The sequence below is a fragment of the Pseudomonas sp. NFACC42-2 genome (genome assembly GCF_900116055.1).
Taxonomy (GTDB): Bacteria; Pseudomonadota; Gammaproteobacteria; order Pseudomonadales; family Pseudomonadaceae; genus Aquipseudomonas; species Aquipseudomonas marginalis.
Window position 1 is genome coordinate 15,436 of record NZ_FOZO01000022.1, and the last position, 24,082, is coordinate 39,517.

Genomic DNA, 24,082 nt, shown 5'->3' on the forward strand with positions numbered 1-24,082 from the left:
TTAATTTTTCGTAAATTACCGTTTCTGGAGTTACACCATGGCTGTTCAACGTACTTTCTCCATCATCAAGCCTGACGCAGTTGCAAAAAACGTCATCGGCGAGATCACCACTCGTTTCGAAAAAGCCGGCCTGAAGGTTGTAGCTTCGAAACTCAAGCAACTGTCCAAGGCTGAAGCTGAAGGCTTCTACGCTGAGCACAGCGCTCGTGGCTTCTTCGGCGACCTGGTTGCCTTCATGATCTCCGGTCCTGTTGTTGTTCAGGTTCTGGAAGGCGAAAACGCCATCGCTCTGAACCGTGAGCTGATGGGCGCTACCAACCCTAAAGAAGCCGCTGCCGGCACCATTCGTGCTGACTTCGCTGACTCCATCGACGCCAACGCTGTTCACGGTTCGGACTCCGAAGCCGCTGCTGCTCGCGAAATCTCGTACTTCTTCGCAGCTACCGAAGTAACCACTCGCTAAGCATCGGCTTAAAGAGTGAGGGTGAATCCATGACGACATCGACTGTAAAAACCAACCTGCTGGGTCTGACTCAACAGGAAATGGAAAAATTCTTCGACTCAATCGGGGAGAAGCGTTTCCGTGCCGGTCAGGTAATGAAATGGATTCACCACTTTGGCGTCGACGATTTCGACGCCATGACGAACGTCAGCAAGGCCCTGCGCGACAAGCTCAAGGCTATTGCTGAAGTACGTGGCCCCGAAGTGGTCAGCGAGGACATCTCCAGCGACGGCACCCGTAAGTGGGTGGTGCGCGTGGCGTCCGGCAGCTGCGTCGAGACCGTGTACATTCCCCAGGGCAAGCGCGGCACCTTGTGCGTTTCGTCCCAGGCAGGCTGTGCCCTGGACTGCAGTTTCTGCTCCACCGGCAAGCAAGGCTTCAATAGCAACCTTACTGCCGCCGAAGTGATCGGCCAGGTGTGGATTGCCAACAAATCCTTTGGCAGCGTCCCGGCGACCGTCGACCGTGCCATCACCAACGTGGTGATGATGGGCATGGGTGAGCCGCTGCTGAACTTCGACAACGTCATCGCAGCCATGCACCTGATGATGGACGACCTGGGCTACGGCATCTCCAAGCGCCGTGTGACCCTGTCGACCTCCGGCGTGGTCCCGATGATCGATGAGCTGGCCAAGCACATCGACGTCTCCCTGGCGTTGTCGCTGCACGCACCCAATGACGCATTGCGTAACCAATTGGTGCCGATCAACAAGAAGTATCCGCTTAAGATGCTGCTCGAATCCTGCCAGCGTTATATGGCGACCTTGGGCGAGAAACGTGTGCTGACCATTGAGTACACCATGCTCAAGGATGTTAACGACAAGGTCGAACACGCGGTCGAGATGATTGAACTGCTCAAGAACACCCCGTGCAAGATCAACCTGATTCCGTTTAACCCGTTCCCACATTCTGGTTACGAGCGGCCAAGCAACAACGCCATTCGCCGTTTCCAGGATCAACTGCACCAGGCCGGCTACAACGTCACCGTGCGCACCACCCGTGGTGAAGACATCGACGCCGCCTGTGGTCAGTTGGTCGGGCAGGTGATGGACCGCACCCGCCGCAGCGAGCGCTATATCGCCGTGCGTGAATTGAACGCCGCCGACGATCTGCCGCAAATTGCTGTGAATCGAATCTGAGAGAGGATCTCTATGCCCTTGCGCCTTGCGCTGCTTTTGCTGGTTACCGGCCTCGCCGCCGGTTGTGTTTCATCGGGCCATGACAGCCCTTTGCAAACCGGCAAGGGCCGTGACGAGGCGCGGGTTGCCTATGTGCAACTGGGGTTGGGTTACCTGCGCCAAGGCATGAGCGAGCAGGCCAAGGTGCCGTTGAAAAAAGCCCTTGAACTGGACAGCGACGATGCCGACGCCAACGCTGCGCTGGCCCTGGTGTTCCAGGCCCAGGCCGAGCCTGAACTGGCTGACCGGTACTTCAACAAAGCCCTGGCCGCAGGGCCTGCCGATCCGAAACTGCTGAACAATTACGGCAGTTTCCTGTTCAAGCAAAAGCGTTATGACCAGGCCGCCCTTTATTTCCAGCAAGCCAGTACCGATACCCTCTATCCTGAGCGCGCGCGGGTGTTTGAGAACCTTGGGGTGACCTCGATGCGCCTCGGCCAGCGCGACAGCGCACGCCAGCAGCTGGAAAAAGCCCTGCACTTGAATGGCCATCAGCCACGAGCGCTGCTCGAAATGGCTGAGTTGTCCTACGAAGACAGGCATTATGTGCCGGCACGTGACTATTACGAGCGTTTTAGCCTGCTCAGCGGGCAAAATGCACGTAGTCTATTGCTCGGCGTGCGCCTGGCGACGGTTCATGAAGAACACGACACGGCCGCACGTTTTGGCCAGCAACTCGAACGACTCTATCCCGGTACGCCGGAATATCAGCAATACCTGTCGGAGCAATGATGAAAGCGGCGCACCCGGAAGTTGTAGCAGCTAATCGCGTAAACCCAGGCGACACCTTGCGTCAGGCCCGCGAAAGCAATGGTTGGTCGCTGGCGGAAGTGGCCCTCAAGCTCAATTTGACCACCACCTCCCTGGGCAACCTTGAGGCCGGCGCATTCGACAAGCTGCCTGGGCATACCTTCGCCCGTGGTTATATCCGCGCCTACGCCAAGTTGCTGGGCATCGACCAGGCCGTGTTGGTCCAGGAATTCGACCAGTTCACCGGCACCGACTCCCAGGGCAGCAATGTGCATGGCCTGGGTCGCATCGAAGAGCCGGTGCGGGTTTCCCACACAATCCTGCGTATTGTCAGCCTGTTGTTGCTGATCGCCGTGATCGGCGGCGGTTTCGTCTGGTGGCAAGACCAGACGTCCCAGCGCAGTAAGGACCTGACCAGCAACGCCATGGAGCACGTCGAAGTCGAAAGCGCCGACGGCACCACCCAGATTCATCCGCTGGATGAGCCGGAAGACCAGGCCGTAGCCCAAGGCCAGGCGGCCCCCGAAACCCCGGCTGCCGCTGAACCGTCCGAGCCGGAAAGCACCTCGACCGCCGCCGTACCGGCCCCAGTGACACCGGCCGCGCCAGCCCATACGCCCGCGGCTCCGGTTGCCCAGGCTCATACACCGGCTGCTCCGGCCCCGGCGCCAGCGACTACGGCGCCAACCGCTCCGGCAGCCCCGGCGATTTCACCACCCACCACCCCTGCGTTGATCGCCGGTGACGGGCGTGTACAAATTACCTTCGTCGCTGACTGCTGGACGCAAGTCACCGATGGCAACGGCAAAGTGCTGGCCAGTGGTCTCAAGCGTAAGGGCGATACGCTTGACCTGGGCGGCAAGCCTCCTTTGACGCTGCGTCTGGGCTTCGCCCGTGGCGCGCAAGTGGCCTACAACGGCCAGCCTGTAGACGTAGCGCCGTTCACCACTGGCGAGACCGCTCGCCTGAAGTTGGGACAATAGTCATGCACGGCGAATCTCCAATCAAACGTCGCGTATCGCGCAAGATCTGGGTCGGCTCGGTGCCGGTGGGTGGCGACGCCCCCATCGCGGTACAAAGCATGACCAACAGCGACACCAATGACGTTGCCGCTACCGTTGCCCAGATCAATCGCCTGGAAGCGGCCGGGGTAGACATCGTTCGGGTATCCGTCCCGGACATGGACGCTGCCGAGGCTTTCGGTCGCATCAAGCAGCTGGTCAAGGTGCCGTTGGTTGCCGACATTCACTTCGACTACAAGATCGCCCTGCGCGTGGCCGAGCTGGGTGTCGATTGCCTGCGCATCAACCCGGGCAACATCGGTCGTGAAGACCGTGTGCGTGCCGTGGTGGACGCTGCCCGTGATCGCGGGATCCCGATCCGCATCGGCGTCAACGCCGGTTCCCTGGAAAAAGACCTGCAAAAGAAGTACGGCGAGCCGACCCCGGCAGCGCTGGTCGAGTCTGCACTGCGTCATGTTGAACACCTCGAACGCCTGAACTTCCAGGACTTCAAGGTCAGCGTAAAGGCCTCCGACGTGTTCATGGCGGTGGAAGCCTACCGCCTGCTGGCCAAGGAAATCGTGCAGCCGCTGCACTTGGGCATCACCGAAGCCGGCGGTTTGCGCTCAGGCACAGTGAAATCTGCGGTGGGTCTCGGTATGCTGCTCGCCGAAGGGATTGGCGATACTATCCGCATCTCGTTGGCGGCAGACCCGGTAGAGGAAGTGAAAGTCGGCTACGACATTCTCAAATCCCTGCGTTTGCGTTCCCGCGGTATCAACTTCATTGCCTGCCCGAGTTGCTCGCGGCAGAACTTCGACGTGGTAAAAACCATGAACGACCTGGAGTTGCGCCTCGAAGACCTGCTGGTGCCTTTGGATGTTGCAGTGATCGGTTGTGTGGTCAACGGCCCGGGTGAAGCCAAGGAAGCCCATGTGGGCTTGACCGGCGGTACACCGAACCTGATTTACATCGACGGTAAGCCGTCGCAGAAGTTAACGAATGACAATCTGGTGGATGAGCTGGAAAAGCTGATCCGCGAGAAAGCGGCCGAAAAGGTCGCGGCTGACGCAGCGCTGATCGCTCGCGGCTGATTGAACGAATTTAAGGATTTGATGTGAGCAAGTCTCTGCAAGCCATTCGTGGCATGAACGACATCCTGCCGGAGCAAACGCCGTTGTGGCGCTACTTCGAAGGTACTGTCGCGCGCCTGCTGGATAACTACGGTTACAAGCAGATCCGCATGCCGATCGTCGAGTTCACCGAGCTGTTCAAGCGCTCCATCGGTGAAGTGACCGACATCGTCGAAAAAGAGATGTACACCTTTGAAGACCGTAACGGCGACTCCCTGACCTTGCGTCCGGAAGGTACCGCCGCGTGCGTGCGCGCCGTGCTTGAGCATGGCCTCACCGGTGCTGGCCAGCCGCAGAAACTGTGGTACATCGGCCCGATGTTCCGTCACGAACGTCCACAGAAAGGCCGTTATCGCCAGTTTCATCAGATCGGCCTGGAAGTGTTCAACATCGACGGCCCGGACATCGACGCGGAGCTGATCGTGCTGACGTGGCGCCTATGGGGCCTGCTGGGCATCCGCGACGCGGTCAAGCTTGAGCTCAACAGCCTGGGCACCAGTGAATCCCGCGGCCGCTATAAAGTGGCCCTGGTCGAGTACCTATCCGCCCATCTGGACAAGTTGGATGAAGACAGCCAGCGTCGTCTGAAGACCAACCCGTTGCGCGTCCTCGATACCAAGAACGCCGACACCCAGGCCGTGCTGGTCAATGCGCCGAAAATGGCCGATTACCTGGACGACGAATCCCGCATTCACTTCGAAGGCCTCAAGGCTCGTCTGGACGCGGCCGGCATTCCGTTCGTGATCAACACCAAGCTGGTGCGTGGCCTCGATTACTACAGCAAGACCGTGTTCGAGTGGGTCACCGACAAGCTCGGCGCCCAGGGCACCGTGTGTGCGGGCGGCCGTTACGACGGCCTGGTCGAGCAGATGGGCGGCAAGCCGACCACCGGCGTGGGCTTCGCCATGGGGATCGAGCGGCTGATCCTGCTGCTGGAAACCCTGGAGAAGGTTCCGGAAGAAATCTCCCGTCAGGTGGACGTGTACCTGTGCGCCTTTGGCGAGGCCGCCGAACTGGCCGCCCTGGCCCTGAGCGAAAAAGTACGTGACCAGTTGCCAAACCTGCGCCTTCAGGTCAATGCCGGCGCAGGCAGTTTCAAGAGCCAGTTCAAGAAGGCCGACAAGAGCGGTGCCCTGTACGCACTGATCCTTGGCGATGACGAGTTGGCCCAGCAAGTGATAGGTTTCAAACCCCTGCGTGGCCAGGGCGAGCAACAGAACATTGCCTTTGATGCGCTCGCTGCGCACTTGGCCACCTGCGTCGTGCAGGGTTGAAGCTGTCGAACAGCCGAATTTAGCGATTAAGGAGTATTGGGGTGTCGAGTACTGATGATGAGCAGTTGGCCGAGTTCAAGGACTGGTGGCAGCGTAACGGCAAGCCACTGGTTACTGGCGGTCTGCTGGCTTTAGTGGTGGTGTTCGGCTGGCAAGCCTGGACAAAGTATCAGGCCAACCAGTCCCAGGGCGCCTCGATCGTTTATCAGCAATTGCTGGAAACCACCCTGACGCCGGACGGCAAGCCCGACCCCGCGCAGGTTGCAGACCTGGCCGGCAAGCTGAAGAACGAATTCGGCGGCAGCACCTACGCCCAATACGGCAGCCTGTTCGTCGCGAAAGTCGCGGTCGATACCGGCAAGCTGGATGACGCCGCCGCAGAACTCAAGGCCATCGCCGACAAGCCGACCAACCCGACCCTGGGTGAAATCGCGCGTCAGCGCCTGGCCCAGGTATTGGCGGCACAGAACAAGGCTGACGAAGCACTCAAACTGCTCGACGGCGATGCGGACAAGGCATTTGTAGCCACTCGCGAAGAGCTCAAGGGCGACCTGTTGGTCCAATTGGGTCGTACCGACGAAGCCAATGCTGCGTACAAGAAAGCCAAGGCGGCGCTGTCTGATGAAGCGGCGGTCGGTGGCTTACAAATCAAGCTGGACGACTTGGCCAAAGGGGATGCATGACGTGATCCGTTGGAAACATGCAGCATTGCTGGCTCTGGCCGTTCTGGCCGCGGGTTGCAGCAGCAACAGTAAAAAAGAACTGCCTCCGGCCGAGCTGACCAGCTTCAAGGAAGAAGTCGTCCTGCAAAAGCAATGGAGCCGCTCCATCGGTGACGGCCAGGGCGAGACCTACAATATGCTGGTGCCGGCAATCGACGGTGACAACATTGTGGCCGCTGACGTAACCGGCGTGGTGATCTCCATGGATCGCATGAACGGCGACGTGAAGTGGAAGAAAGACCTCGAATTGCCTGTATCCGGCGCCGTAGGCGTGGGTTACGGCATGGTCATGCTCGGCACGCTCAAGGGCGAAGTCGTGGCGCTGGACTCCAGCACCGGTGAAGAGAAATGGCGCGCTCGCGTGACCAGTGAAGTCCTCGCACCGCCTGCCACCAACGGCGATATCGTCGTGGTGCAAACCCAGGATGACCGTGTGATCGGCCTGGACGCCAGCACCGGCGAACAGCGTTGGTTGTACGACAGCACCCCGGCGGTGCTGACCTTGCGCGGTACCAGTGGTCCGGTTGTGACCAACAATCTGGCCGTTGCAGGTCTGTCGACCGGTAAAGTAGTCGCCCTGGACACCAGGAACGGCGTGCCGGCCTGGGAAACCCGTGTGGCCATCCCCCAAGGTCGTTCCGAGCTGGATCGCGTAGTGGACATCGACGGTGGCCTGCTGCTGTCGGGTGAAACCCTTTACGTCGCCACTTACCAGGGCCGCGTTGCCGCGCTAGACCTGCAGAGCGGCCGTGTGAACTGGCAGCGTGATGCTTCCAGTTATGCGGGTGTCGCCCAAGGGTTTGGCAGCGTCTACGTAAGCCTGGCGTCCGGCACCGTTGAAAGTGTCGACGAGCGTTCCACCACTGCGCTGTGGAGCAATGACTCCCTGGCCCGTCGTCAACTGTCGGCCCCGGAAGTGTTCTCCAGCTATGTAGCGGTCGGCGACTTCGAAGGCTACCTGCACCTGCTGAGCCAGGTGGATGGTCGTTTTGTAGGTCGTGAGCGTATCGACAGCGACGGCCTGCGTGCCCGTCCGCTGGTGGTGGGCAACATGCTTTATGTTTACGGCAACAGCGGCAAGCTGGAAGCCCTGACCATCAAGTAAAGGTTTGACTATGCTTGGGGTAAAACCCAGGCGGCCCCGCTTCGGCGGGGCATGCGGCATTTGAATATGCTGCCCCGAGCACCAGCCGCTGCCTTGCAGCGGCTTTTGTATTTTCTGAAATAACGAAGTGGAGAGCCGCATGGTTCCCGTAATCGCCCTGGTGGGCCGACCTAACGTCGGCAAGTCCACCTTGTTCAACCGCCTGACCAGGACTCGTGACGCCATCGTCGGCGACTTGTCCGGTCTGACCCGTGATCGCCAATACGGTGAGGCAAAGTGGCAAGGGCGCTCCTACATTATTGTCGACACCGGTGGTATCTCCGGTGATGAGCATGGCATGGACGAAAAGATGGCCGAGCAGTCCCTGCTGGCCATTGAAGAAGCCGATGTCGTGTTGTTCCTGGTGGACGCCCGCGCGGGCTACACCGCTGCCGACCAGATGATTGGCGAGCACCTGCGCAAGCGCAACAAGCGTTCCTATCTGGTTGCCAACAAGATCGACAACATCGATCCCGAGGCGGCCCGTGCCGAATTCAGCCCGATGGGTCTTGGCGACGCGATCCCGGTCGCCGGTGCCCACGGTCGCGGCATCACCCAGATGCTGGAAATCGCCCTGCGCGACTTCCCGAAGGATGACGCCGAGGAAGAAGAAGGCGAAGAAGAGATCGTTGCCGAAGGCGAGGAAGCCAAGCGCATTCCCGGCCCAAGCGAAAAAGACGGTATCAAGATTGCGATCATCGGCCGCCCGAACGTGGGCAAGTCGACCCTGGTCAACCGCATGCTCGGTGAAGACCGGGTAATCGTCTACGACCAGCCCGGCACCACCCGCGACAGCATCTACATCCCGTTCGAGCGTAACGACGAGAAGTACACGCTGATCGACACCGCCGGTGTGCGCAAGCGCGGCAAGATCCACGAGGAAGTTGAAAAGTTCTCCGTGGTGAAAACCCTGCAGGCGATCAAAGACGCCAACGTGGTGATCTTCGTGATGGACGCCCGCGAAGGCGTGGTGGACCACGACCTCAACCTGCTGGGTTTTGCCCTCGAAGCCGGTCGTGCCCTGGTTATCGCGATCAACAAGTGGGACGGCATGACGCCGAGCGAGCGCGATTTCGTCAAGGTCGAGCTGCAGCGCCGCCTGTTCTTCGTCGAGTTCGCCGATATCCACTTTATCTCGGCCCTGCACGGCACGGGTGTGGGTAATCTCTACGCTTCCGTACAGAACTCGTTCAAGTCCGCCGTGACCCGTTGGCCGACCAACCGTCTGACCCAGATCCTCGAAGACGCCGTCGGCGAGCACGCACCGCCGATGGTCAACAACCGCCGGATCAAACTGCGTTACGCCCACTTGGGTGGTGCCAACCCGCCGATTATCGTGATCCACGGTAACCAGATCGAGAAGGTGCCCAAGTCCTACGTGCGTTACCTGGAAAACACCTACCGCCGTGTCTTGAAACTGGTCGGTACGCCGATCCGTATCGAGTTCAAGGGTGGCGAGAACCCGTACGAAGGCAACAAGAACACATTGACTGACCGTCAGGTGAATAAGAAGCGTCGTTTGATGACTCACCACAAGAAGGCTGACAAGAAGCGTCGCGACAAGAAATAGCAGCCGCTTCACGTTGTAAGTTACAGGCTGCAAGAGAGGGCTCCGTTGGAGCCCTTTTTTGTGCCTGGCGGTTTGTCGCTTGACCTGCTTGCAGCTTGCAGCTTAAAACTTGCAGCTCACCCGAAGGGGGCTCCCATGATCACCAGCAAGCTGCCAAATGTCGGCACGACCATTTTCACCACCATGTCGCAACTCGCTGCCGAAACCGGCGCGCTCAACCTGTCCCAGGGGTTTCCCGACTTCAATGGGCCTCAGGCTTTGCTCGATGCCGTGGGCAAACATGTTGCCAGCGGGCACAACCAATATTCACCGATGACCGGCCTGCCGGCCTTGCGCCAGCAAGTGGCGACCAAGATCGCCCGCAGCTATTGCGCCACGGTGAATGCCGACAGTGAAGTGACCATCACCCCCGGCGCCACTGCCGCGATCTTCTGCGCGATCCAGGCGGTGATTCGCACTGGCGATGAGGTCATTGTGTTCGACCCCTGCTACGACAGCTATGAGCCCTCGGTCGAACTGGCCGGTGGCCGCTGCGTGCATGTGCAACTGAGCCTGCAAGGCTTTGCATTGGACTTCGAGAAGATCAAGGCCGCGCTGTCGCCCCGCACGCGCATGATCATCCTCAATACCCCGCACAACCCAACCGGCGCGCTGATCAGCCGCGCCGAGCTGGACCAGTTGGCTGAACTGATCCGCGACCGCGATATCTACCTGGTCAGCGACGAGGTCTACGAACACCTGGTGTTCGACGGCGTGCCCCACGTCAGCGTGCTGGCCCATGAAGAGCTGTACCCGCGGGCGTTCGTGGTCAGCTCCTTCGGCAAGACCTACCACGTCACCGGCTGGAAAACCGGCTACGTGGTCGCGCCACCGGCCCTGACGGCCGAACTGCGCAAGGTGCATCAATACGTCAATTTCTGTGGCGTGACCCCGTTGCAGTTCGCGTTGGCCGATTTCATGGCCGAACACCCGGAGCACGTCGATGAACTGCCGGGGTTCTACCAGGCCAAGCGCGACCTGTTCTGCGACCTGCTGGCACCGTCGCGTTTCAGCTTTACCCGGGTGGCCGGCACCTACTTCCAGTTGGTCGATTACTCACAAATACGCCCGGACCTGGATGACGTCGCCATGTCCCTGTGGATGACCCGCGAGCATGGCGTGGCGACCATCCCGGTCTCGGTGTTCTACCAGAGCCCACCGCAAGACCTGCGCCTGGTGCGCCTGTGTTTTGCCAAACGCGAGGAGACGCTGCGACAAGCGGCTGAAAAACTATGCGTGATCTGACGGCATTGCCTGACTTGAATATCGCCCTGGTCCAGACCACCCTGGCCTGGCACGACCGCCAGGCCAACCTCGAGCATTTCGAGGGGCTGCTGGAGCAGGCCCGCGGCGCCGACCTGATCGTGCTGCCGGAAATGTTCACCACCGGTTTCTCCATGGCGTCGCAAACCCTCGCCGAGCCGGAAAACGGCCCGACCCATCAGTGGCTCCAGGCCCAGGCTGCGAAGTACAACGCCGTGATCACCGGCAGCGTGATCATCCAGGCCGCTGATGGCAGCCACCGCAACCGCCTGTTGTGGGCGCGGCCGGATGGCGAGGTGTTGCACTACGACAAGCGTCATCTGTTTCGTATGGCCGGTGAACACAATCACTACACCCCCGGCGAGCGCCAGGTGCAGTTCGAATTGAAAGGCTGGCGTGTTCGGCCGCTGATTTGCTACGACCTGCGCTTTCCGGTGTGGAGTCGGGATGCCCAGGACACTGACTTGCTGCTGTACACCGCCAATTGGCCGGGGGCGCGGCGCCAGCATTGGAACCGCTTGTTGCCGGCGCGGGCTATCGAGAACCTGTGCTACGTAGCGGCGGTGAATCGAGTAGGCACCGACGGCAAGGGCTTTGCCTACACCGGTGATAGTCAGGTGCTGGATTTCCAGGGTGAGAGCCTGCTGAGTGCGGGGGAGGCGGACGGGGTGTTCCAGGTGTGCCTGGGCGCGGCTGAACTGGCGGCGTACCGCACCAGGTTTCCGGCGAACCTGGATGCCGATAGCTTTCAGTTTGTCTGACAGACCGTTATCGGGGGCAACCCAAATCTGAAACTCAATAAAAAAGGCCCCAGGGTTCTCACCCAGGGGCCTTCTGTATGACGGCGAAGGTTACGCCGCTTTCGCTTCCTGCTGGCTCAACGAGCGGTTCAGCGCACTGAACAGTGCCTTGAAGCTCGCCGTGGTGATGTTTTCATCGATTCCCACGCCATGCACCGGGCGTTCACCGTTCACACGCAGCTCGATATAGGCCGCGGCCTTGGCGTTGGTGCCTGCGCCGATGGCATGTTCGTTGTAGTCCATGATCTCCACCCCAATCGGCAGGCCGGCCACCAAGGCTTCCAGCGCGCCGTTGCCTTTGCCTTTCCAGTGCAGGTTGGTTTCGCCCTGGCCCTTGCCCGAGACTTCCACTTCGACAAAGCTGTTGCCGTTCTCTTCCTGCAGGCGATGGCTGACCAGCGCGTACGGGGTGTTGGCCTGCAGGTATTCACGCTGCAGCAACGCGTAGATCTGCGGTGCGGTCATCTCCAGGCCCACACGGTCGGTTTCGGCCTGGACCACCTGGCTGAACTCGATCTGCATGCGGCGTGGCAAGCTGATGTCGTATTCCTGCTCCAGCAGGTAGGCGATACCGCCCTTGCCCGACTGGCTGTTCACGCGGATCACCGCCTCGTAGCTGCGACCGATGTCGGCTGGGTCGATCGGCAAGTACGGCACTTCCCACAGGGCATCCTCTTTCTGTTGGGAGAAGCCCTTGCGGATCGCATCCTGGTGAGAGCCGGAGAAGGCGGTATGCACCAGATCGCCGACGTACGGATGACGGGGGTGAACCTGGATCTGGTTGCACTCCTCGACGACTTTACGCACGCCGTCGATGTCGGAGAAGTCCAGCTGCGGGTCGAGGCCCTGGGTGTACATGTTCAACGCCACGGTGACGAGGTCGACGTTACCGGTACGCTCGCCGTTACCGAACAGGCAACCCTCGACACGGTCCGCGCCGGCCATCAGGCCCAGCTCGGTGGCGGCTACGCCGGTGCCACGGTCGTTGTGGGTGTGCAGGCTGATGATCACGCTGTCGCGACGGTTGATATGGCGACCGAACCACTCGATCTGGTCGGCATAGATGTTCGGCGTGGCGCACTCGACGGTGGCCGGCAGGTTGAGGATCATCTTGTGCTCAGGCGTCGGGTTCCAGACCTCGATCACCGCATCACAGACTTCCTTGGCAAACTCCAGCTCGGTAGCGCTGAAGGTCTCCGGCGAGTACTCGAAGGTCCACTGGGTTTCCGGCTGCTGGGCGGCGTACTTGACGAACAGCTTGGCCGCGTTGACCGCGATGGCCTTGATGCCGTCCTTGTCCTGGTTGAACACGATGCGGCGGAACGACGGCGACGTGGCGTTGTACAGGTGCACGATGGCCTTTTTGGCGCCGCGCAGGGATTCGAAGGTGCGTGCGATCAAGTCTTCACGGCCCTGGGTCAGCACCTGGATGGTGGTGTCCTCGGGGATGTGGTTGTCTTCGATCAGGGTGCGCACGAAGTCGAAGTCGGTTTGCGAGGCGGCCGGGAACGAAGCCTCGATTTCCTTCACGCCGACGGCAACCAGGGTTTTCCAGAAGCGCAGTTTTTTCACCGCGTCCATCGGCTCGATCAGCGACTGGTTGCCATCACGCAGGTCAGAGCTGCACCAGATCGGCGCGGTGGTGATGGTTTTGGAAGGCCAGGTGCGATCCGGAATATCGATGGTCGGAAACGCGCGGTACTTCGAAGACGGGTCTTTGAGCATGCTCATCGGGAAATCCTTTGTTGTAGGGGCCGAGAAAAGGCGGCCTGCCGTAGAACTGTTTTTAGGGATAAAACGTAAAGACGAGGCAGATCGATTCAGCCTGGCAGTCGTGCGCTGACGAGGCACAGGCTGCGGTGCTGGCGAAGCTGGATGAGGGTGTGAGAGGTTTTCATGGATTTAACCCTAACCGCGGGGGATAGGAGATGGCAAGCGCTCAAGAAAAATTGATAGAAAATCTACGGTTTTGCATTTTTGTAGGTTTTTATTGTTTGTTTTTTGGTTTTTTGTGGTTTTTATTTTGCTCATCTTCGTGGGTGCGCAATGGGTGGTTGCCGTACGGCGACGTCAGCGCCGGTACGGCATCCTGGGTTGCCTGCTACGGTAGTCGTAGATCATCAACGTTTTGCTTGAATTCAATATCCGGTTGTAAATCGGCGAAACTTGGGGAGGTAGTGGCTTTCGCGCCTGGGGGGATCGCCAAGCTTTTTGCGCCCTGGGGAGCCTCGATAATCGAGATTCCGACCCCTTTGTTCAACTCGGCAACCCCTGGAACACCGGCGGCCGTATTCATGTGCACGTTGCCAACCAACGCCACCCATTTCTCCCCCGGTGGTGTCTTCCCAATGATTTTTGTCGCGTAGTAGTTGAAGTCTGACAAGCGCTCTTGGACGTAGCCTTGGTTACCAGCCCTGGCTGCGAAGTTATCGCTATGGGCTGTGAGGTAAGGATGTTCGAGCCCTATGACCTTAATGCCGTGTTTGTCGGCTTCCTGAATGAGGTCATACGGGGTCGGACTGTTTGGTGCATAGGTTGAGTAATCGTAAGGGCGGGGATAGGCATATCCCGCATCCTGAGGCTGATAGGCGCCGGCGCCGAACACTGGAGAGCCCTCGAAGTACGGGGCATTTTCGAGATAGATCGTTGTGACTCCGTTTGCTTTTAAGTTCGCCATGTTTTCAATGATGAACTTGTAGCCCCCTGGCTCGTGGTGAAGTTCGCCTATGACCAGGCCATTGACATCGGCGGGTGCCAAGGTCGATTTAATCAGCTGGGCCGACGTCGCATTCTCAGGGATGGCTGGAATGGCAGGTCGTGCCGGCAGTTGACCCGCACTCATGCGGGCAAAGAAGTCCTGCACGTCACGCCTGAACCAACGCCTCAGTTGCCCGGTGGTGGCCGCGTTCCCGTCGAAGTCTCTGGCCGCTTGGCCACTGAGCACGCGATCCATATATTCGTCGCCCGGTGGTGAAGTTCGTCCTCTGTGCCTCTTGGCGCCGGGCAACTCACTCAGGCGCCATTCCCCTGTCCCGGTTGATCCCATGAACGCCACATTCTTGTAGATGCTGGGGGCATCCGACGGCACTTTGGGGTCGATAATACTGACCCGCCCATGCCTGGCGTTGAACACAGAATAAATCTGGTAGGGACGGTTGATTCCGGTGCTGTCGGTATAGCGGATGTAACAGTTTTCTCCCACTTGATAAATGCCATTGGCGTCTGGTCTGACGCCTCTCAGTGTGTTTTCAGGGACGGAATAGGCGCTCAGGTCTCGCGGTGGCGTAACGGAATGTACGACGGGGCTGGGGACCGCCTGGGACGCCCTGATGCCCGCGCTGGTGGAAGGGACGGCAGGCGGGACAGTCGGACCGGGCGGGGGCGTTCCCTGGGTGAGCAGCGACCTTGCGACGGGAGCGGCGGGGACGGGCGTTCCCGCTGCACGAAATACCGGACGCAAAGGCGTGCTTGGCACATTGGGCAGGCCTGATGCAAGCGCGGTGAAGTCGGCGAAAAGGTTGACCCGGCCGCCGCGTGTGAGCAGCCCACCGGGCAAGTGCCGGGCATTGCTCTGGATGGCTTTCAGTGCCGCTCGACCGAGCCGGCTGCCCACCTTCACCCCGGTAGAAATGCCCCGGCCGATGACCGGTATGAGGTCCAGAAACAGACTGCCCACCTCCACGCCGAACATGATCTTGTTACGCGTCGATTCGGTGTTCACTTCTGCGCTGCTGGTTGACTGGAAATCGGCTTTATCGATTAGCAGGCGCGTCTGTTGAGTGAACAATTCATCGTGGATGTCTGTTTCTATCGGCTTTAGGGCTATGGAGCCGGCGAGGCGTTTTCTTGCGTTGTCAAGAAGCTCGACGGCTGCAAGAAGGTCGGTGCCTCCACTGGTGGCGACTCGGCGCGCAGCGTCCATGGATTGCTGAAAATCGTTCTTTTCCGTTGGCGATTTTCTGCTCTGGGTATAGGCCTGCCATTCTTTCTTCTCCAACAACGTCGTCAATGCGTCCAGGTTGGGCAGTTCCCTGAACGCCAGCCCGTCGGGGGCTCCGGGGCTATAGAGCACTACAGAAGCGTCCGTTTGATTGCCGATGACCATCACGCCGCGAACCGGTTGGCCCAACTGGAGCAGGGTGTTGGCAACAATCGGTTGTCCATCCACCTCCGCACGCTGGGCCGGATCCGGATGATCCAGGACCGCGTTGATCCACTGTACGCCCCGCTTCAAGGTCTTGTCGGTGCTGGCATCGGCTTGGAACCCACCGGGGTTGAGTTGTGCCAGGAACGCTTCTTTCTCCATCAAGTCGGCATTGCTGGCCTTCCACGTCTTGTGTAAATCAGCCGCCGGCCCCGATTCGGCATCCGGTGCCATGCGCGTCTCCAGCAGCTTGGTGTATTCGCCACCCACATCCGCAGTGTTGACCAGGCGCTTGAGTTGTTGTGTATCGAGGGTGATCGGCCGCCTCTGATCATCTAGAACCGGTGAGCCCTTGGTGTCTTGCAGCGCCAGGGTCATGGTGGTTTCGGTGTGCTTGTGGCTTTCGCCCATTTCCCAGTGGCTTGGGTTTTTCAGGGCCAGGTCGGACAGTGGCAGGTAGGTGGTGGTCGTGGAGGGGGGGTGTGGAATGCCGGAGCGACCGAGGTGGAAACGCGTCTTGGTGACTACTTTAACCATCAGTTGATCGGCGTCCACATTGGCCTGGGGGTAAGCCTTTTTCAGCGCCTCATTCATTTGCGACGTGGCAAAGCTGGATAAGGAAGGAATGTTTTCCAGTAGGAGCGCGAGTTGTTCAGCGCTCTTTGTCGCTTTCCCTTCCAAGTGGCTGTAGAGCAATTCTTGAGCGGGGCTGAGGTTTTTCAACCAGCCCGGCTGGCCTTTCTCGGCCAATTTCTCGTTACGCGCAAGCATGGCGTTGTTGCCGTCGACTTGTGCCGACCAGTCAGCGGCATCATCCAGGGCCGTCATGAGCGTGGGCCCCAGCGTTGGTGCGGGGCTTGATGGCCTCTGCGGGGTGAATGTCCTGGCCATCAACGCATCGACTTCCGCACCCTGGCGCTGGAGCAGCAAATGTATCCCCTCTGCCTGCACATCCCCGGCCAGGGGCGCCACGCCTAGCATCAAGTCATCCCCCGTAGGCGGCGACGCACGGTTTTGCAGCGAAAGCGGCAGGCTTTGCCTCAGCAGCTCAGCGGCCGGCCCGCCGCTGTCGAGCCGTTGCGCCAGTGCTTCGCGTAACAGTGCCGGGGTTGCGAACTCCTCGAAACCTTCGCTGGGGGTATAGAGCACCACGGGGCCATTCTGGTCGTTGAGCTTAATCTCCCGACCGGTGGCAGGCCAGGTCGGGGGGGAAGCTGAAGAGCCATCCTTGCTGGTGATCATGAACGCACCGGCGAAGGTTGCACCCTGTACTGTGCCGTCATCAATGGTGATGGGGTACACACCGGGTCTTGATCCGTCAGGCAGTTTACTTTCCCGTTCCTCTAGAGACGGGTAGCGCAGCGCGTTGTCGATCAACTCTTTACTGGCCGGGCTCAGCGTGCCGTCCATCTTGCGGATGGCTGCCAGGGTCGACAGTTGATGTTTGTGGACCCATAGCAGCTGGTCCTGTGGCGAGGGTGAGTTCGCTGAAGGCTGGGGCGTAGTCCAGTATTCCCGAAGCGTCTGAGCGTACTCGGTGGCAATGCTCCTGGCGATGGTGTGCAGCGAGGCGGTGGGCTGGAGGACATTGGCTGCCTGATCGGGCGCTGGCCGGGTCACAAATTCGGTCCTGACCCCCGGTGTCTCGAATAGCTGTTTGCTCGGGTTGGCATAAATTTCCCGAATCGCGCGGCTCAAGGCAGTCATTATCGGCTCGGAGGATTTCAACTGTTCTACGTCGTTGTTTGACGTATAGCTATTGAGCGAAACCTTGTCCGGGTCGAGGGGATTCAGTTGAGGAAACGCCTGTGCCAGCCGTGTCTGCACAAAGCTTTTGAAATCAGGACGCTGGCGTTGCTGTGAGGCCATCTCGTCCATGAGGCTGGAGTACTGTTCATTCAGTAACTGCAGATCGCCGATCTTGAAGTGATTCGAGAGAGGGCTGCGGATGGCAGTGGCGGGATTTATGCCCGACGAGTAAGGGGCGGAGAGGCTGGCGAGTCCCCGTACGGACGAACGAGACCTGGCGGGGGCGGGTTGTGGGCCTGGGCTGTCGTTCTGGGCTGCTGGTGTAGATGATGCGGGACGAGCAGGTGGAACACCGGTTTGGGGGGGCGCGGGCCTGAAGTCAGAGATATGCATTAAGGAAACTCCACAAGACTTACTTTATGTGTCCTTGTGAGCGGATTGTCCTCCCTGGGATTCGGTGTGTGGGTGGCAAGTCAAGCGATGACGGTTCCTTCGAAAATAGGCAGAAATGGCGACGCACTGTGTCGAATTCGGCGCAGTGGTCGTTGAAAGAGGGCGGCCGTCAGTGACCGGTCTACCCGTTGGTTTTGAACGTCCAGACCGGGCTGAATGCGCTGCCGCGTATCAGGGCTGGAAGGCGCCGATAAATATCGCAGGATCGACCCGTGCGTCATTGAGGCTGATATTCCAATGCATATGCGGCCCGGTCGCACGGCCCGTCGAGCCGACCTTGCCCACCACCGTACCGCGCACCAATTGATCGCCGACTTTTACATCGATCTTCGACATATGGCAGAACATGCTGATAAAGCCCTGGCCGTGGTCGACAAACACGGTATTGCCATTGAAGAAGTAGTTGCCGGTCAGAATCACCTTACCGTTCGCCGGCGTCTTGATCGGTGTACCGGCCGGCACGGCAAAGTCCAGGCCCGAATGGGGGTTGCGTTCTTCACCGTTGAAGAAACGGCGCACGCCAAACTTGCTCGACAGCGGCCCGTTCACCGGTTTGTCCAGCACCAGGTTGCTCGGCAGGTTCGGGCTGAAACTGCGGTAGGCCTTGAGCTGCACGGCCAGCTCGCCCTCGATGCGCTTGAGCTGCGCCGGGTCGGGGTTGACCTGGCTTTTGTTCTTCAAGGTGATGCGCTGTTCCGGGTATTTCTTGTAGCCGACGATAAACGGCAGGCTGCGCCCGCCGCTGCTGATGCGCTCGTTGCCCGGCTTGACCGTCAGCGGGATGCCGACAATCGCCAGCCAGTTGTCCTGCTCCTTCACCACCAGTACCGGTTTGCCCTGGTACGTGGCTTTCGGCGCGGCAGCCGAAGGGCCCAGTTCAACCACCGCAACGCCGCCGGGCACCGGCTTGTTCAAGGTACGGCTGATATAGCTGTCGGCATGAGCGTTAACGGCGAGGCATAGCAGCAACAACACACTAAAGAAACGTGGCATCAATCAATCCAATAACGAAAGGGTGACGGGGGTGAGGTGGTTATCTTCCACTCGCACCTGCAATTGACCTTCACCGAGGCGCGCGGTGAGGCGCTGGCCGGTGTGGGTCTGTGCGGCGTTGCGGATGGCCTGGCCACGCTCGTCCAGCAGGATGCTGTAGCCACGGCCCAAGGTTGCCAGCGGGCTGACCACCTGCAACGTCTGCACCTGGCTCTGCAATTGCAGGCGACGCGCCTTGAGGCCTTCGCGCATGGCGCGGGGCAGGCGTTCGGCAAGGCTGTCGAGGCGCTGGCGCAGCAGGGCCAACTGGCGCCCCGGGTGCTGGCCGGCGAGGCGGGTTTCCAGGCGGATCAGGCGTTCGCGGCGGGTATTGAGGCTGCGCTCGAAGGCGCGGCGCAGGCGCATATCCAGGTCATCCAGGCGCTGGGCCTGCTGGCGCAGACGTTCGCCGGGGTGCCGCAGGCGTCGGGCCATGCCTTCCAGGCGCAGGCGGTCGTGGGTCAGGCGATTGCGCATCAGCATCACCAGGCGGCGGTGCAGGTTCTCCACCTGGCGCACCAGGTGGCTGGCGTCCGGCGCCAGCAGTTCAGCGGCGGCGGAGGGGGTGGGGGCGCGCACGTCCGCTACGAAGTCGCTGATCGATACATCGGTTTCATGGCCGACGGCACTGACGATTGGCGTCACGCAAGCATCCACCGCCCGCGCCACGGCTTCTTCGTTGAAGCACCAGAGGTCTTCCAGCGAACCGCCGCCACGGGCCAGGATCAGCGCGTCAAAGCCTCGGGCGTCCGCCAGCTTCAACGCCCGCACAATCTGCGGGATCGCTTCGCGGCCTTGCACGGCGGTAGGGATCAATGTCAGCTCGACGTTCGGCGCGCGACGACGGAACACGCTGATGATGTCGCGGATCACCGCACCCGTGGGCGAACTGATAATGCCGATGCGGCGCGGGTGAGCCGGCAGCGGCACCTTGCGCTCGGCGCTGAACAGGCCTTCGGCGCTGAGCTTTTCCTTGAGCGCATCGAAGGCCAGGCGCAACGCGCCATCACCGGCCGGCTCCACGGTATCGAGGATCAACTGGTAGTCGCCACGGCCCTCGAACAGCGAGACCTTGCCGCGCACCTTCACCGCGAGGCCATCCTTCAACGCCTGGCGAACCCGCGCGGCGTTATTGCGGAACAGCGCGCAACGCACCTGGGCGCCGCTGTCCTTGAGGGTGAAGTACACATGGCCGGAGGCCGGGCGGGCGAGGTTGGAGATCTCGCCTTCGACCCAGATATTGGTGAACACGTCTTCCAGCAACACCCGCGCGCGGCCGTTGAGCTGGCTGACAGTCAGGACTTCGCGGTCCAGGCCCAAGCGGGCAAAGGGATCTTTAATCATGGGCGGCAGTTTATAGGCATTCGCGCAGGGTTTGACAGAACTGCTCCACCAACGCGCTCGGTGACTGCTGGCAGGCCAGGGCGACGGTGCTCAGGCAGTCCGGGTCGGCCAGGGGCAAAAAGTACACGTTGGCGGGAGCGATGTCCTGCATGGACTTTGGCAGCAAGGCTATACCGAAACCGGCCTGGATCAACTGCAACTGGGTGGTCTTGCGTGACATTACTCGCGCGGCCTTGGGGAAAAATCCCGCACGCATGCACAGTTCGGCCGACAGATAACTCAGGCCGCCACGCTGGGGATGGGGGATCGAGATAAACGCCTGGTCTTTCAGTTGCTCCAGTTCGATGGGCGCCTGGCTGCGTGCCAGCGCATGACTCACAGGCACGGCCAGCAGCAGGGGTTCGCTGTATAACGGCATGACCCGCACACCTTCGCGCTGGCGCAGCACGGGTAAACGCAGCACCCCGACTTCCAGGCGACCGTCGGCGATTTCTTCCAACTGCGCTTCGGAGGACAGTTTGCCGATATCCATCGACACCCCAGGGCAGCGCTCCAGCCAGGTGCCGATACCTTGCAGTAAAGGCCCGCTCATCGGCACGGTGCTCGAATGGCTGAGGCGCAGCGTGCCCAATTCGCCGTTGCCCACTTGGGTCGCCATCTGGCTGGCCTTGAGCAATTCGCTCAGCAGGTTGCGCGCCCGTGGATAGAAGGCTTCACCGGCGGCGGTCAGCCGCGGCTGGCGCGCGGTGCGTTCGAACAGCGGGGTTTGCAGTTGGTTTTCCAGCTCCTTGATCTGCCGGCTCAGGGCCGATTGCGCCACGAACAAACGTTCGGCGGCGGCACTGAAGCTGCCGCTGTCGGCGATTTCGACGAAGTAACGCAGTTGTCGGGTGGAGATCACACGTCATGCCTTTTCGAGATGGGTGGAGGGCTTTGAAGATATTAGTCGCATCCCTCACCGATGGCTAAAGTGATGGTCATCTTCAACAAGGAATTCCCCATGAACCCGGTTGAGCTGATGAGTCAGTGGTCGTTTGGTGGTATGGATTGGCTGGTGATCGGCCTGGGCGTGGGGGTGGCCTATATCGTGTTCGGCATCGCCGGTTTTGGCACGGCGCTGGTGGCGGGGCCGATCCTGATTGTGTTTATGCCACTGTCGAAGATCATCCCGCTGTTGGTGCTGCTGGATTTTGTCGCGGCTTTCGGCGGCCTGCTGCAAACGCGGCGTGACGTGAACAAGGCTGAGTTGCTGCGCCTGCTGCCGTGCATGGCCATCGGCTGCACCCTGGGCGTGGTGTTTCTGCTCAACCTGCATTCGGACCTGTTGCTGCTGCTGATGGGGCTGTTTATCAGCGCCTATGCGATCTACAGCCTGGCGGTGAAAACCCGGCCAACGCAGCTGGCCGCTGGCTGGTCGCTCCCCATGGGCACCGTAGGCGGGTTGTTCGGTGCGTTGTTCGGCAGTGGTGGCTTTTTATATGCAATCTACCTCAACAGCCGGTTGCCCAAGGACGCGGCGCGCGCCACCCAAAGCGCGCTGATCAGCTGCAGCACGGTGGTGCGCCTGAGCCTGTTCCTGATCGCCGGGGTGTATGCTGACTGGCCGCTGCTGATGTTGGCGCTGTGCCTGCTGCCGGCGATGGCCCTGGGGCTGTGGTGTGGGCGCAGGCTGACCATGCGCATGTCCCGTGAGGCCTTCGTCCGGCTGGTGACGTGGTTGGTGCTGGCCAGTGGCATTGCGTTGATTGGACGGTACTTGAGCACTTGACCTGATTTCTTCAGGGATTAAGCTGCCGTCCTCCCGAGCCTCATCGCGGGCTTGTCCGCGATGAGGCCAGAAGCCACGCCGCAGGTCTCCCATGAATTCCCAAAGCATCCTTGTCCCGAAAATCTCCACCTTGCCCGTCCACGAACCCCGCGCCCGGGCGATCGTGCGGTGGCTGGTGCGCAAGAACATCGTCAAGGAAGAACTGACCACCTGTGGTCGCACCGGCAACCGCATGGCCTATGCCCTGGCCGACGGCGCCCGCGCCGTGGTGCTGCACCCCGAGGCGCTGCCGTTCAACGAGCCGGTCAATGGCCTGGAGATCATCTACAAGCGCTGCATCTATACGCCGGCCAAGGGCTTTCTCGAAGAAGCCGGCTGCCCGGAATGCCTCAAGGAAGTCGGCGAGGCGCTGTTCGAAAGCCTGGAAGACTGGATGCCCGGCCACACCGACAACTTCACCTGCCCGCTGTGTGGGCATGAAGATGACATCAACGGTTTCCTGTTCCTGCAGGCGTGCGGGTTTTCCAACCTGGGATTCATCTTCAACAACTGGGCGGAGGCGGGGTTCAAGCAGAGCTTTATCGACGAATTCGCCGATTGGCTGGACCAGAAGATCAGCTGGGTCAAAGTCGAGCTGTAGTCCTTCTATCACTATTCCCAAATATGTCAGAGTTTTACATTGAGACCTGGGGGGTGTCTGAGTATAATGGCGCGCTTCCATTTTCCCGCTCGGGAGCCCCCGCGATGCTGCGTATCAGCCAAGAAGCTCTGACATTCGACGACATTCTCCTAGTGCCCGGTTATTCCGAGGTGCTTCCTAACGAAGTCAGTCTCAAGACCCGCCTAACCCGTGGCATCGAGCTGAATATTCCCCTGGTTTCCGCCGCCATGGACACCGTCACCGAAGCCCGTTTGGCAATCGCCATGGCCCAGGAAGGCGGCATCGGCATCATCCACAAGAACATGACCATCGAGCAGCAAGCTGCCGAAGTGCGCAAGGTCAAGCGTTACGAAGCCGGTGTGGTGAAGGATCCGATCACCATCGAAGCCGACGCTACCGTGCGTGACCTGTTCGACCTGACCCGCCTGCACAACATCTCCGGCGTTCCGGTACTGCACGATGGCGACCTGGTCGGCATCGTCACTTCCCGTGACGTGCGTTTCGAGAACCGTCTCGAAGTCACCGTCCGCGAAGTGATGACGCCTAAAGAGCGCCTCGTGACTGTCAAGGAAGGCGCCGACAAGAACGACGTGCGCGAACTGCTGCACAAGCACCGTATCGAGCGCGTGCTGATCGTCGACGACAAATTCGCCCTCAAGGGCATGATGACCGTCAACGACATCGAAAAAGCCAAGGCTTACCCGCTGGCCAGCAAGGATGACCAAGGTCGTCTGCGCGTCGGCGCTGCGGTCGGTACCGGCAAAGACACCGGTGATCGCGTTTCGGCCCTGGTGGCTGCCGGTGTTGATGTGGTGGTGGTCGACACCGCCCACGGTCACTCCAAAGGCGTGATCGACCGCGTTCGCTGGGTCAAGCAGAACTTCCCTGACGTGCAGGTGATCGGCGGCAACATTGCCACCGGCGCTGCCGCCAAGGCCCTGGCCGAAGCCGGTGCCGATGCGGTCAAGGTCGGTATCGGCCCTGGCTCGATCTGCACCACGCGTATCGTCGCCGGTGTGGGCGTGCCGCAAATCAGCGCCATCGCCAACGTCGCCGCGGCCCTTGAAGGCACTGGCGTACCGTTGATCGCCGACGGTGGCATCCGTTTCTCCGGTGACCTGTCCAAGGCCATCGTTGCCGGTGCTTCCTGCGTGATGATGGGCTCGATGTTCGCCGGTACCGAAGAAGCGCCGGGCGAGATCGAACTGTTCCAGGGCCGTTCCTACAAGGCTTACCGCGGCATGGGTTCGCTGGGCGCCATGTCCCAGGCGCAAGGCTCTTCCGACCGTTACTTCCAGGACTCCTCGGCAGGCGCCGAGAAGCTCGTACCGGAAGGCATCGAAGGCCGTGTGCCGTACAAGGGCACCCTGAGCGCCATCATCCATCAACTGATGGGCGGCCTGCGTTCCTCGATGGGCTACACCGGCAGCGCCGACATCGAAGAAATGCGCACCAAGCCAGAGTTCGTACGGATCACCGGCGCCGGCATGGCTGAATCCCATGTCCACGACGTGCAGATCACCAAGGAAGCGCCAAACTACCGCGTAGGTTGAGG

At 60.5% G+C, this 24,082-nt stretch carries 19 protein-coding genes; 14 read left to right on the forward strand and 5 right to left on the reverse strand.

Features of this window, described 5'->3' with window-relative positions:
- Positions 1–37: 37 nt before the first annotated feature.
- The 11 genes from ndk (at position 38) to BM416_RS25965 (ending at position 11,337) form a co-directional block, all read left to right on the forward strand.
- The gene (gene ndk, locus BM416_RS25915; protein ID WP_017846179.1) at positions 38–463 is read left to right on the forward strand and encodes a nucleoside-diphosphate kinase; all 426 of its coding nucleotides are present in this window, start codon (positions 38–40) and stop codon (positions 461–463) included.
- A 29-nt stretch (positions 464–492) separates the two neighbouring features.
- Positions 493–1,641: a dual-specificity RNA methyltransferase RlmN gene (gene rlmN, locus BM416_RS25920; protein WP_027605416.1), complete on the forward strand. Its 1,149-nt coding sequence runs from the start codon at positions 493–495 to the stop codon at positions 1,639–1,641.
- A gap of 12 nt (positions 1,642–1,653) precedes the next feature.
- Positions 1,654–2,412, forward strand: a complete 759-nt coding sequence (pilW, locus tag BM416_RS25925; protein ID WP_092489906.1) for a type IV pilus biogenesis/stability protein PilW — start codon at positions 1,654–1,656, stop codon at positions 2,410–2,412.
- The gene (locus BM416_RS25930; RefSeq protein WP_092489907.1) at positions 2,412–3,413 is read left to right on the forward strand and encodes a RodZ domain-containing protein; all 1,002 of its coding nucleotides are present in this window, start codon (positions 2,412–2,414) and stop codon (positions 3,411–3,413) included. Before pilW ends, BM416_RS25930 begins: the two co-directional genes overlap by 1 nt.
- A gap of 2 nt (positions 3,414–3,415) precedes the next feature.
- Positions 3,416–4,525, forward strand: a complete 1,110-nt coding sequence (gene ispG / locus BM416_RS25935; RefSeq protein WP_003175952.1) for a flavodoxin-dependent (E)-4-hydroxy-3-methylbut-2-enyl-diphosphate synthase — start codon at positions 3,416–3,418, stop codon at positions 4,523–4,525.
- A 23-nt stretch (positions 4,526–4,548) separates the two neighbouring features.
- The gene (gene hisS / locus BM416_RS25940) at positions 4,549–5,838 is read left to right on the forward strand and encodes a histidine--tRNA ligase (protein WP_092489908.1); all 1,290 of its coding nucleotides are present in this window, start codon (positions 4,549–4,551) and stop codon (positions 5,836–5,838) included.
- Positions 5,839–5,879: 41 nt separating this feature from the next.
- On the forward strand, positions 5,880–6,521 hold the full coding sequence (locus BM416_RS25945) for a YfgM family protein (RefSeq protein WP_027605420.1): 642 nt from the start codon (positions 5,880–5,882) through the stop codon (positions 6,519–6,521).
- On the forward strand, positions 6,514–7,665 hold the full coding sequence (bamB, locus tag BM416_RS25950; protein WP_027605421.1) for an outer membrane protein assembly factor BamB: 1,152 nt from the start codon (positions 6,514–6,516) through the stop codon (positions 7,663–7,665). The genes BM416_RS25945 and bamB overlap by 8 nt, the downstream gene beginning before the upstream one ends.
- A 139-nt stretch (positions 7,666–7,804) precedes the next feature.
- Positions 7,805–9,274, forward strand: coding sequence for a ribosome biogenesis GTPase Der (der, locus tag BM416_RS25955; RefSeq protein ID WP_092489909.1), 1,470 nt, complete (start codon positions 7,805–7,807; stop codon positions 9,272–9,274).
- 135 nt (positions 9,275–9,409) lie between these two features.
- Positions 9,410–10,558: a pyridoxal phosphate-dependent aminotransferase gene (locus BM416_RS25960; protein ID WP_092489910.1), complete on the forward strand. Its 1,149-nt coding sequence runs from the start codon at positions 9,410–9,412 to the stop codon at positions 10,556–10,558.
- On the forward strand, positions 10,546–11,337 hold the full coding sequence (locus tag BM416_RS25965; RefSeq protein ID WP_027605651.1) for an amidohydrolase: 792 nt from the start codon (positions 10,546–10,548) through the stop codon (positions 11,335–11,337). The genes BM416_RS25960 and BM416_RS25965 overlap by 13 nt, the downstream gene beginning before the upstream one ends.
- A gap of 90 nt (positions 11,338–11,427) precedes the next feature.
- Here the strand turns inward: BM416_RS25965 and leuA are convergent, their stop codons facing one another.
- The 5 genes from leuA to BM416_RS25995 all read right to left on the reverse strand — a co-directional run bounded on the left by leuA (position 11,428) and on the right by BM416_RS25995 (position 20,999).
- Positions 11,428–13,107, reverse strand: a complete 1,680-nt coding sequence (leuA, locus tag BM416_RS25970) for a 2-isopropylmalate synthase (protein WP_027605424.1) — start codon at positions 13,105–13,107, stop codon at positions 11,428–11,430.
- Between the two features lie 370 nt (positions 13,108–13,477).
- Positions 13,478–17,662: a membrane-targeted effector domain-containing toxin gene (locus BM416_RS25980; protein ID WP_175539100.1), complete on the reverse strand. Its 4,185-nt coding sequence runs from the start codon at positions 17,660–17,662 to the stop codon at positions 13,478–13,480.
- Between the two features lie 231 nt (positions 17,663–17,893).
- Positions 17,894–18,715 carry a M23 family metallopeptidase gene (locus tag BM416_RS25985; RefSeq protein ID WP_027605425.1) on the reverse strand — a complete coding sequence of 274 codons (822 nt, stop codon included), beginning with the start codon at positions 18,713–18,715 and terminating at the stop codon, positions 17,894–17,896.
- 3 nt (positions 18,716–18,718) lie between these two features.
- Positions 18,719–20,098, reverse strand: a complete 1,380-nt coding sequence (gene xseA, locus BM416_RS25990; protein WP_053135528.1) for an exodeoxyribonuclease VII large subunit — start codon at positions 20,096–20,098, stop codon at positions 18,719–18,721.
- Positions 20,099–20,108: 10 nt separating this feature from the next.
- A complete protein-coding gene (locus tag BM416_RS25995) occupies positions 20,109–20,999 on the reverse strand; it encodes a LysR family transcriptional regulator (protein WP_092489912.1) in 891 nt (296 codons plus the stop codon).
- A gap of 99 nt (positions 21,000–21,098) precedes the next feature.
- On the opposite strand from BM416_RS25995, the gene BM416_RS26000 reads away from it, so the two are divergent.
- The 3 genes from BM416_RS26000 to guaB all read left to right on the forward strand — a co-directional run bounded on the left by BM416_RS26000 (position 21,099) and on the right by guaB (position 24,080).
- Positions 21,099–21,866 carry a sulfite exporter TauE/SafE family protein gene (locus BM416_RS26000; RefSeq protein ID WP_092489938.1) on the forward strand — a complete coding sequence of 256 codons (768 nt, stop codon included), beginning with the start codon at positions 21,099–21,101 and terminating at the stop codon, positions 21,864–21,866.
- Between the two features lie 91 nt (positions 21,867–21,957).
- Positions 21,958–22,506, forward strand: a complete 549-nt coding sequence (locus tag BM416_RS26005) for a sugar ABC transporter ATPase (RefSeq protein WP_092489913.1) — start codon at positions 21,958–21,960, stop codon at positions 22,504–22,506.
- A 104-nt stretch (positions 22,507–22,610) separates the two neighbouring features.
- A complete protein-coding gene (guaB, locus tag BM416_RS26010; protein ID WP_016977684.1) occupies positions 22,611–24,080 on the forward strand; it encodes an IMP dehydrogenase in 1,470 nt (489 codons plus the stop codon).
- The last annotated feature ends 2 nt before the right edge of the window (positions 24,081–24,082 follow it).